Origin of the sequence: Dietzia sp. E1 (genome assembly GCF_014145015.1) — a bacterium.
Taxonomy (GTDB): domain Bacteria; phylum Actinomycetota; class Actinomycetes; order Mycobacteriales; family Mycobacteriaceae; genus Dietzia; species Dietzia cinnamea_A.
In genome coordinates this window covers 1-8,134 of sequence record NZ_JAALDU010000022.1, presented here as the reverse complement: position 1 = coordinate 8,134, position 8,134 = coordinate 1, and the positions used below count along the sequence as shown (strand labels likewise).

6 protein-coding genes and 1 pseudogene are annotated in these 8,134 nt (G+C 68.7%); 1 reads left to right on the top strand and 6 read right to left on the bottom strand.

Features of this window, described 5'->3' with window-relative positions:
• The 5 genes from G6030_RS01255 to G6030_RS01235 all read right to left on the bottom strand — a co-directional run.
• Positions 1-2,023: AAA family ATPase (locus G6030_RS01255; protein WP_182641939.1), on the bottom strand; the 2,023-nt coding region annotated here is incomplete at its 3' end.
• Between the two features lie 95 nt (positions 2,024-2,118).
• Positions 2,119-3,741: a cytochrome bc complex cytochrome b subunit gene (locus G6030_RS01250; protein WP_182641938.1), complete on the bottom strand. Its 1,623-nt coding sequence runs from the start codon at positions 3,739-3,741 to the stop codon at positions 2,119-2,121.
• Entirely contained in the window at positions 3,738-4,928 is a 1,191-nt protein-coding gene (locus G6030_RS01245) for a ubiquinol-cytochrome c reductase iron-sulfur subunit (protein WP_182641937.1), read from the bottom strand. Before G6030_RS01245 ends, G6030_RS01250 begins: the two co-directional genes overlap by 4 nt.
• A complete protein-coding gene (locus G6030_RS01240; RefSeq protein WP_007632200.1) occupies positions 4,925-5,809 on the bottom strand; it encodes a cytochrome c in 885 nt (294 codons plus the stop codon). The genes G6030_RS01245 and G6030_RS01240 overlap by 4 nt, the downstream gene beginning before the upstream one ends.
• A 56-nt stretch (positions 5,810-5,865) precedes the next feature.
• Entirely contained in the window at positions 5,866-6,477 is a 612-nt protein-coding gene (locus G6030_RS01235; protein WP_007632198.1) for a heme-copper oxidase subunit III, read from the bottom strand.
• 292 nt (positions 6,478-6,769) lie between these two features.
• On the opposite strand from G6030_RS01235, the gene trpD reads away from it, so the two are divergent.
• Positions 6,770-7,831 carry an anthranilate phosphoribosyltransferase gene (gene trpD, locus G6030_RS01230; protein ID WP_182641936.1) on the top strand — a complete coding sequence of 354 codons (1,062 nt, stop codon included), beginning with the start codon at positions 6,770-6,772 and terminating at the stop codon, positions 7,829-7,831.
• A 1-nt stretch (position 7,832) separates the two neighbouring features.
• Here the strand turns inward: trpD and G6030_RS01225 are convergent.
• Positions 7,833-8,134 (bottom strand): annotated as a pseudogene (locus G6030_RS01225) (hypothetical protein); the annotation flags it as partial.

Genomic DNA, 8,134 nt, shown 5'->3' with positions numbered 1-8,134 from the left:
CCACCTCGTCGTCGTCGCCAGCACCCGGGTGGCCACCGCGGCGCGGTGAGTCGAGTAATACGGCCGACACCTCCGCGCTGATGCGCAGCATCGCCGACAGCTGGGGGAGCGCCGCCGGGGACGGTGGGTGGGCGTCGCCGCCGCGGGTGAGAAGGTACCCGCCCCGCGCCAGCTCTCCCGGACCCGCCTGGCCCGGCCCGACCACGTCGAACACCCCGGCGCCGGCCTCGTCGAGCCACAGCCGGTCCCGGACTTCGAGAGCGACCCGCGCACGGCGGATCGCCGAGCCGGCCCGATGACGCGCACGCTCGCCGGGAATGAGCGCGGCGGAGGGGATATCCGCCCCGAGCGGCATCGCCACCGGGCTGCCCAGACGCTCGAGCTCCGAGTCGAGACACTCCAACGTGGCGTCCAGGTTCACGCCTATCGGCGTGTAGCCGTCCACGAGCGGTGCGATCAACGCCCACGCCTCGGGCAAGGTCGGCGCGAGCAGCACGTCGGACGCGGAGATCCCGTAGTCCGCCCGCGCCTGGCCCAGATCGCGCTGCGGATTGACCAGCGTGGTCACCGCGCTACCGTCCGGGAACACCACCGCGAGCTCCACCGGCCGCGGACGGGAACGGGCGCTGTCGCCCCCGACGGTGAGCGCCGCGACAGCACAATAGCGGTGGCCGTGGACATCTCCCTCGGGGTCGCGGAGGAACCGGAGGATCCGGCGGTCGGTTCCGAGGTCCCCCGGCCTGACCGGCCGGGTGAGGACGAGACCGTCCAGGGACCGCGACCGGCTCAACGCGACGTACAACTGGCCGGGCGCGAAGGTGCCGCCGCCGAGATCCACGATGAGCCTGTCCAGCGTCTGACCCTGGCTCTTGTGGATGGTGATGGCCCAGGCGAGGGTGAACGGCAGCTGCCTGAAGGAGCCGATGACCTCGTGGCGGACCGCGCCGTCGGAGCCGTCGGGTCGGGTGACGTCCCAGGTGTGTGGGACGACCTCGGCCACCTCCCCATCGGAGAATCCGACGACGACGACGGGTCCGTCCTCGCCCCGCCCCTCCCGTCTCCCCGGCGACGCGTCGAGCACACTTCCGATAGAGCCGTTGACCCAGCGGTCCGCCGGGTCGTTGGTGAGCATCATGACCTGGGCACCGACCTTGTACACAAGCGTCGCCTCGTTCGGGGGCTCGAACCCGGTGAGGTCGCCGGTGACGGCCGCCTCCGTCGTCAGCTCCGCCCCGGGAAGACGGTCGAGACGTCGGCGATTGTGGGCGGCGGCCATCCGGTTGGTGGTCGTCAGTGTCAGCCACGGCGCGTCGTCCGGAGGCGTGAAGGCCGGGTCGGTCCGTGAGTTGAGCCGCTCCAGCGCGGTGCCGACGAGCGTGCCCTCGCGGATCGAGTTGAGGATGGCGGTCAGTTCCGGGTCGCCGGACTGTCGGAAGACGCGGGTGAGATCGACGGTGGGGAAGCGGCCGCGGTCGAAGCGCTCGGCGGAGAAGAAGTAGGGGGTCGTGTACGCCGCGTCGAAGTCGGGTCGCTCGGCGTCGGTGACGACCGGTGGGAGTTGGAAGAGATCGCCCACCAGGACGAGCTGGACGCCGCCGAACGGCATCGTGGGGTCCGGACCGAATCGCTCGAGGGCGATCGCCATCATGTCGAACAGGTCGGCGCGGATCATCGACGCCTCGTCCACGATCAGTGTGCGGACGCCGGCGAGGGCCCCGGCGAAGCGCCCCGGGCGGTACGAGGAACCGCGGACGTGGTCGACGGTGGACCCGGGGTGGAAGCCGAACAGTCGGTGGATCGTGTAGCCGCCCACGTTGAGTGCGGCGATGCCGGTCGGGGCGGCGACCAGGGTGGGGCGGCGCGTCTCCGACAGGAAGCGACGGATGAGGGTCGACTTACCGGTGCCCGCCTTGCCCGTGAGGAAGAGGTCGTGCCCCCCGTGGAGGAGTTCGAGGGCGTGGTCGAACTCATCGGTGAGCACGATCGCACCGTCCGCTCCGGACGAGTGTGACTGCTCGATCATTCCTGTCCCGCGGGTCGAGGGTGTGGTGGACGACGACCGCGGGCCGGACCTCCTCGGAGAAGGAGATCCGGCCCGCGGTCGGGTGCAGTCGGGGATCAGTGCTCGTCGTCGCGACGAGTACGGTTCTCCTCCTGCAGCGTCGTGAGCATCGAGTGCTCACGGTGGTGCTTGTCGTGCTCGGCCTCGTCGAGCAGACGCGCCTCCTCGACGGGGTCGGGGGTGAGCGCACCGCGCGGGGGCCGACCCGCGACGCCGAGCTGGTTCATCTTGGTGGGCACCTTGGCGCCGGCGTACTCGAGCGGGACGGCGTGGCCGTGCTCGTCGATCTCGCCGAGGGGCTGGTGGACCTCGATGAACTCGCCCTGCGGCATCCGCATGATGATGCCGGTCTCGATGCCGTGTTCCAGCACCTCGCGGTCCGAGCGCTGGAGGCCCAGGCACAGACGGTAGGTGAAGAAGTAGACCAGCGGCGGGAGCAGGATGAGCCCGATACGTCCGGCCCACGTCGTCGCGTTGAGCGAGATGGCGAAGTGGTACGCGATGAGGTCATTGGAACCCATCAGGACCAGGATCACGTAGAAGGTGATCGCCATCATGCCGGAGGCGGTACGAACCGGCACGTCACGCGGGCGCTGGAGCAGGTTGTGGTGCGCCTTGTCGCCCGTGATCTTGGCCTCGATCTGCGGGTACAGGAACATCAGCACGACCATGGCGCCGAGCATGACGGCCACCCAGGTGGTCGCCGGGATCGTGTACGGGCCGAGGTAGAGCTCCCAGGCCGGCATCACACGAGCGCCGCCCTCGGTCCACAGCATGTACCAGTCGGGTTGCGAACCGGCGGAGATGTGCGACGGGTTATATGGCCCGAGATTCCATATCGCGTTGATCGTGAACAAGCCCGAGAAGAGCATGAGCATGCCGACGGTGATGGCACCGAACGCGATCGACTTGACGGCGAAGACCGGGAGGATCCGGACGCCGACGACGTTGTTCTCCGTGCGGCCGGGCCCGGGGAACTGCGTGTGCTTCTGGTACCACACCAGCGCGAGGTGAGCGGCGATCAGCGCGAGGATGATGGCCGGGATGATCAGCACGTGCAGAACGTAGAAGCGCGGGATCATGATCTCGCCGGGGAAGTCCCCGCCGAAGATCATCCAGTGCATCCAGGTACCGATCACGGGCAGACCCACGATGATCGCGGAGGTGATGCGGAGGCCGGTGCCCGAGAGCACGTCGTCCGGCAGGCCGTAGCCGAGGAAGCCCTCGACGATGCCCAGGAGCAGCAGCACGCAACCGATGGTCCAGTTGGCCTCACGCGGGCGACGGAACGCGCCGGTGAAGAAGATGCGGATCATGTGGACGACCATCGACGCCACGAACAGCAGGGCCGCCCAGTGGTGGATCTGCCGCACGAAGAGTCCGCCACGCACCTCGAACGAGATGTCCAACGCGGTCTCGTAGGCACGAGACATCTCGATGCCGTTGAGCGGTGCGTACGCACCCTGGTAGATCACCTTCGACATGGAGGGGTCGAAGAAGAGGGTGAGGTAGACACCCGAGATCAGCAGGATGATGAAGCTGTACAGGGCGATCTCGCCCAGCAGGAAGGACCAGTGGGTCGGGAAGACCTTGTTGATCTGCCGGCGCAGACCCTTGGCCATGGTGTACCGCGCGTCGAGGCCGTCGCCCAGGGACGCGAGTCTTGTGTTAGTGCTCATGAACGACGCTCCCAGAAGGCGGGTCCGACCGGCTCGACGAAGTCACCGTTGGCGACGAGGTAACCCTCGCTGTCCACGGCGATGGGCAGCTGCGGAAGCGCGCGGGCGGCGGGGCCGAAGACCGGCTTCGCGTACTCGAGCGCGTCGAACTGCGACTGATGGCACGGGCAGAGGAATCGATGGGTCTGCTGCTCGTACAGCGAGGTGGGGCAGCCGAGGTGGGTGCAGATCTTCGAGTAGGCGTAGAGGTCGCCGTAGTTGAAGTTCTCCTGACCCTTGCGCTTGGTGACGCGGGCTGCGTCCTCGGGACGGAAGCGGATCAGCATGACCGAGTTACGCGAACCGTGGATCGAGTGCATGTGCTCCTCGAAGTTGCCCAGGGCGCTCTCGGGCAGCGGGAAGACGGTTTCGAGGCCACCGGCGGCGAGGTCGTCGACACGGATGCGCTCCAGGCGGCCCTCACCGGCGGGCGGATGCCCGTCGGGGTAGACCTTGCCGGTGTCGCGGCCGAGGTAGACCTTTTCCGGCGGCAGGCCGTCGGGGCGGTTCTCCGAGGCGAGGGTCCAGCCGGTGGTGTGGAGGGTGCCGTCACCGGAGAGGGTCATCTCCCCGCGCTTCCACGGGTTCTTGATCATGCCGCCGAGGGGCAGGATCGCGGACAGGCCGATGAGACCCACACCCGCACCGAGGAAGCCGCCCATGACCTTGCGACGGCCGATGGTGGAGGTCTTCCACGAGTCGTTCAGCTCCGCGACGATGGTGCGGCGGTCGACCTCGTCCGAGACGCCGTCGTGGCGCGTCTGGACCGAGATCTCCTCGGGGACGAACTTCTTGGTGAACTGCACGGCGCCGAAGCCCAGGAAGAGGATCGACAGGCCGATCGTGCCGCCGAGCAGCGGCGTGTAGGCCATGTACAGCCAGAAGCCGTCCTCACCCTCGCCGCGGTACTCCCACGGCCAGAAGAGGTAGACGACGGCGAAGGCGAGGGCGAACAGTGCCGACAGCGCGAACCAGGTGGTGACGGTGCGCGCGGCGCGCTTCTCGGCGCGGGTGGTCACGCCCTCGGGCCAGCGGTTCTCGCGGTGCCGGACGTCGACCTCGTCGAGCTCGGTGCCCAGGCGGACGAGCTCGGCCTCGCTCATGCGGTCCAGGTCCGCCGGTGACGGGTTCTTCGGGGTCTCACTCATGAACGGGATCCGATCCACAGGGTCGCACCGATGAGGGCGACGATGCCGACAAGCCAGATAGCCACACCCTCGGTCACCGGGCCGAGACCGCCGAGGCCGTAGCCACCGGGCGAGACCTTGTTATCCGTGGCCTTGATGTAGGCGATGATGTCCTTCTTCTCGTCAGGCGTGAGCTGCCGGTCCGAGAACTTGGGCATGTTCTGCGGGCCGGTGAGCATGGCCTGGTAGATCTCCTGCTCGTTGGCAGGGTCCAGAACCGGCGCGTACTTACCGCCGGAGAGTGCTCCGCCGCGGCCGGTGAAGTTGTGACAGGACGCGCAGTTGAGCCGGAACAGCTCGGAACCGCGGGCGATCTCCTCGGCGCGGCTCTCGCCGGAGGCGCCGCGCAGCGACTCCTGCGCGATCGTGCCGTCGGCGTTGGTGATGATGCCCGGCCCGCCGCCGTGGAGGTCGACATAGGCCGCGAGCGCCATGATCTGCTGCTCGCTGTAGCGGGGCTTCTTGCGCTCGGCCTGCGCCTCGTTGTCCGCGGCCGGCATGCGGCCCGAGTGCACCTGGAAGTAGGTGGATCCCGCGCCGACACCGACGAGGGACGGGCCGCGGTCCTCGACACCCTGCAGATTCTGCCCGTGGCAGGTGATGCAGGCGACGTCGTAGATCGACTTGCCCTCGGCGATGAGTGCGGCCTGGTCCTGCTGGGCCGTCGCCACCTGCGGCTCCGGGACGACGGCGGTGGCGATGGCTCCCGCTCCGAGGAGGCCGGCAGCGATGACGAGCGCGCCGGTCGCCTTACGGCGCCGCTTGGTGGAGACCGACCGCGTCGGGGTCGTCGCTGGGTCCGGCGACGGCGTATCCGCAGCGGGTGGGTGAGGTGAGTTCATTGTGAGTTCCCTTTGGTGTTGGGACCTGCTGGACACAGCGTCCTGCGGCCAGCTGACTACTGAATGAAGTAGATGGTGACGAAGAGGCCGATCCAGACCACGTCGACGAAGTGCCAGTAGTAGGACACCACGATGGCGGCGGTGGCCTGCGCCGGGGTGAACCGCGACATCGTCGTACGCATCACGAGAACGACGAAGGCGATGACGCCCGCGGCGACGTGGAGCCCGTGGAAGCCGGTGGTGATGAAGAAGACGGACCCGTAGACGCTGGAGGAGATGGTGGTCCCCTCGAGGTACAGCATCACGTACTCGTACGCCTGGCCGATGAGGAAGACGGTGCCCATGACTGCGGAGATGACGTACCACCGCCGCAGTCCGAAGACATCGCCCTGCTCCGCGGCGAACACGCCCAGCTGGCAGGTGAACGACGATGCCACGAGGATCACCGTGATCGTCAGGGCGAACGGCACGTTCAGATGCGTCGGGTAGGAGGGCCAGTCACCTCCCGAGTTCGCCTTGGAGACGAAGTACATCGCGAACAGGCCCGCGAAGAACATCAGCTCCTGGGACAGCCAGATGATGGTGCCCACACTGACCATGTTCGGCCGATTCAGCGAATGAACACGCTGGGCCATGGCCGATCCTGAGTTATCTACTGCGCTCGTCACGTGGCCAAGTATGACCCCTGAGGTGGGGCGAGTCTGCATGGACCCCCGAAATCGGCGTGTCCGCTCAGCGTTTCCGCAGGTCGCCTCAGATACGTCACGGTCAGGGGTCGGAAATCGCCCCCCTTGCAGGGGCTATCAGGGGCCTCTCAGGCTGGTCTCCCCGGGCGGTCGCGGCCGCCGTGGCAGGGGACGGCGCGGGCGGCGACGCTACCGGGGTGGCACGATTGATCCCGTGTGGCCGGCCCCTTCGAGTGCCGGTTCCTTTCTATGAGACCAGAGGAGGTCGGGACACGTGGGCAGTTCGGCGGCGATCGACGGGGGCCGGTCCTGGCCCGGAGTACTCGGCACCCTCACGGCGGAGGAGGACCTCGCTCCGGCGGACGCGCGGTGGGCGATGTCCCGGATCATGGAGGGCGTCGCGACCGATGCGCAGATCGCCGCGTTCGGGGTGGCCCTGAAGATGAAGGGTGTCACCGGACCCGAGCTCGAGGCTCTCGCTTCGACGATGCTCGACTACTCCCGCCGCGTGCCCACGGACCGCGCCTGTGTGGACATCGTGGGCACCGGCGGCGACCGGCAGGGAACCGTCAACATCTCGACTATGTCGTCTCTGGTGGTCAGCGCGTGCGGGGTGCCCGTCGTCAAGCACGGCAACCGGGCGGCGTCCTCCAAGAGCGGAGGGGCCGACGTCCTCGAGGCGCTCGGCGTGGCGATCGATCTCGGACCCGAGGACGTGGGGCGTTGTCTCGACGAGGTGGGGGTGGCCTTCTGCTTCGCCCCCGTGTTCCACCCCGCTCTGCGCTTCGCCGCGACACCGCGGCGGGAGATCGGCATCCCGACCGTGTTCAACATCCTGGGGCCGTTGACGAACCCGGCCGCCCCGACGGCGAACCTCATCGGCTGCGCCTTCGAGAATCTCGTCTCGGTGATGGCGGAGGTGTTCGCCCTGCGCGGCCGGTCGGCTCTGGTCGTCCGCGGTACGGACGGGCTGGACGAGATCACGATGACGGGTCCGACCCGCGTCCTGCGGGTGGCCGGTGGCCACGTCGACGAGGACCGCATCGAGCCCGCCGACTTCGGGATGAACACGTGCTCGATCGAGGAACTACGAGGCGGCGACGGGGTGTACAACGCCGGGGTCGCCCGGGATCTCCTGGCGGGGAGAACCGGCCCGGTGCGTGACGCGGTTCTGCTCAACTCCGCGGCGGCGCTCGTGGCGTTCGACGGTCTCGACAGGGACGCGGACCTGGTGGCCGCGATGCGTGCGGCCGTGGACCGGGCGGCGACGGCGATCGACGACGGCGAGGCGGCGCGTCTGCTCGAGAAGTGGGCCGGTTTCAGCGCGAACCGGTGAGTCAGGCGTGGCGGTGATCGGCGGCCGCGCGTTCGGCCCGGTCCGCCCAGTCCGTCAGGGTGTGCGCACCCCGGACGGGGAGCGTCCAGCAGCCGTCGACCGAGACGATGCGGGTCTGCGTGGAGTCGATCCACCGGTGGACGTTCCGGATCTGAGCCTGGGTCGCCCCGGCGAACGGCCCGGGCGCGGGCCGCACGGTGGTCGCGGCGGCCCGTAGGCCGTCGATGACCGGCATCGGTGCGGCTCCGGGTGGGACCGTGCCGGATCCGGCGAGCCGGCCGTGGCGGACGATCGCCACCGCCC

What these genes read in the sequence shown, in the direction of transcription:
- G6030_RS01240 (WP_007632200.1), bottom strand. Translation starts at nt 5,809, where the DNA reads ATGAACTCACCTCACCCACCCGCTGCGGATACGCCGTCGCCGGACCCA.
- G6030_RS01250 (WP_182641938.1), bottom strand. Translation starts at nt 3,741, where the DNA reads ATGAGCACTAACACAAGACTCGCGTCCCTGGGCGACGGCCTCGACGCG.
- G6030_RS01245 (WP_182641937.1), bottom strand. Translation starts at nt 4,928, where the DNA reads ATGAGTGAGACCCCGAAGAACCCGTCACCGGCGGACCTGGACCGCATG.